General features: G+C 25.4%; 2 protein-coding genes. Both read right to left on the reverse strand.

Going from position 1 to position 2,382, the window contains the following annotated elements; translation table 11 throughout:
• Positions 1-865 (reverse strand): hypothetical protein (locus KAR67_RS09760; RefSeq protein ID WP_225982078.1); only part of this gene is annotated, 865 nt, incomplete at its 3' end.
• Positions 865-2,247 carry a hypothetical protein gene (locus KAR67_RS09315; protein ID WP_002834818.1) on the reverse strand — a complete coding sequence of 461 codons (1,383 nt, stop codon included), beginning with the start codon at positions 2,245-2,247 and terminating at the stop codon, positions 865-867. The genes KAR67_RS09315 and KAR67_RS09760, both read right to left, overlap by 1 nt.
• Positions 2,248-2,382 lie beyond the last annotated feature (135 nt).

Here is a 2,382-nt window from a genome sequence, read left to right on the forward strand (position 1 = left end):
CTTTAGGAGAAAAATAATAACTAGGTGTATCTTGTTTTATAGTATTATCTTGATCTAATTCTCCAAAGTAAAAAGGATTGTTAGGAAGTTCATTTGAGCCTGTAAGGAGAGTGGAGTTTAGGAAGATTTTTATATCTAAACTTTTAAAATCTATTTGATATTTTTCTTCTATGTCCTTTATATCCAAAACACTTCTATCTTTTGCAAAAATATCACAATGATTATCATAAATATGGATCAAATTTGACATAGAGATGAAAGAAGTATTGTTAGAATTATCTTGCAAATCTTGTAAATTTACTTTATCTAAGAATATGATTTTTATATTATTTGTCTTTAATACTATGGTATTGGTATTTTTATCATAAAATTGCTCTATGTTAAATACTTCGTTTAAAATTAAATTAACATCATTTTCCTTAGTATTAAAGCTTTGATTATTTAGATTATCTTGTAAGGAAATTTCTTTATCTAAATAGGCTTGGATATCTTTTATTTTTTCATTTCTTTTTTCTTTTAAAGTATTGATAGATTTATAAAGCCTTTTTCTAGCATCAAGATAGGTATCATTGAGCTTTTCTTTATCTAGGATGAAGATTTTTGTGAAAGTAGAATTATAGCCTATAACACTGCTATTTAAAAAAGTTTCATTATTTTCTTTATAAAATACATATTCTTTGCAAACATAAAGAGCTCTTAAAAGTGAAATATCAGATTCGATATTAATCTCATCTATATCTTTTAAATCTAAATGTTTTATATAAAAATTCTTATCTTTTTGCATTAGATTAAAAATAGCACTAACAAGACTTTTTGTTTTTTTCGTATGATGATAGTTTAGTTCATAAAGAAAAGTATTTAACATTAATATCCCTGAAAATCTCTAAAAAATTCTTCCCATCCATAAAAAAAATGTAATGACGGCTCATCATCTTTAATTCTAGATTGTTTTAACAATTCTTCACATATATCTTCTATAGAAATTAAAACAAGAATCCATTTTAAAATAGTGGCTTTTTTAGCAAAACCAAAAACACTTTCTGCAGATTTTTTTGAACCATCAAATTTAAAATTAAGTTGCAACTTAAAATAATCTAATTTCAAAGCTATAATTTCATTAGGCTTTATATGCGTTCCAAACTTTTGAAATATTTCTTCAGAGTCATCTAAATCAATGGTGTATATTTTGTAAATTTCTGCATTTAGCAGCTTTGAAAATTCTTCATTCCCTTTTAATAAATTTTCTATTAAGTTTTTAAATCCTCGCGCTTGGATTGGAGTTAGTGTATAAACGCTATTATAATCTAATTCTTTGAATATCACACTAAAATCCAAAGGAGCGTTTTGTATTTGTAAATAAAGCTGAGTTGTATTTTTTTGACTCTTTATATTGTTGGGAAACAATTCTTTAACCTCATAAGGAGTATCTTCCTTAAAAGCTATAGAATTATCTTTTAAAATAATATTATTTTTAAGCTCTTGTGTTATTGGAATCAGCTTAATATTTTTTAGATTAGCATCAAAGATATTAAAATTGTATCCCAAAATTTCAATTCCATCATCAAATTTATTTCCTATATAATTTGTATATTTTGTATATTCATTTTCATATACTCCCATGGCATTATAGGTGTATAAAGCTTTAACACTTTGTGGAAAAGACAAAACAAAAAGCTGTGCCAAATATCCACCAAAACAATGTCCAGTAACAATAAGTTTATCATTACCTAAAAAATGCCTGACTTTATCATCGTAAAATTTTAATAATTGCAAATAATATTCCAGAGGAACTTGAGATCTGAAAATTTGTGCACCGGCTTTTATACTATCCCAAAAAGAAAAACTAAATTGAAAAATATCTATACCTCTAAATGCAAGAATTAATTCATTATCTTTAGTATCTTTAAAAAGCGTAGCAGAAAAGCTTGTATCATCATCTTGAATAAAGGCTAATACTTCATAGCGATTTATAAATTCATTAGCATTATCTTCATCAAAACTAATATTATAAGTATCAAACACAAGCATAGAACTTTGGGTTATGGCTTGGAAGTATGTGGGAGAATTAATGTTATTTTCTTTTAACATTTCTATATCCTGTTTTGTATAATATTGTGTTTGATTTTTCAACCCCCATTTTTTATCTTCTTTTCCAAACATACCCTCATTTAAACCTGTAGAATAACTAGCCCAGCACATTCTAGCATATTTATAAAGTTTCATATATTTGGCTTGTTTTTCATACATTAGTAGCCTCTTTTTTCTTGTAATTCTTTATATTTTTGAATATCATAGCATATCATTTTTCTTTTGTATTTAGCAAACATACCTATGTCAAGCCAAGAGTATGTATTGTCTATTTTATATTCTTGTATTGTATTT

It is taken from the genome of Campylobacter sp. JH32, from assembly GCF_017846535.1.
GTDB classification, from domain to species: Bacteria; Campylobacterota; Campylobacteria; order Campylobacterales; family Campylobacteraceae; genus Campylobacter_D; species Campylobacter_D coli.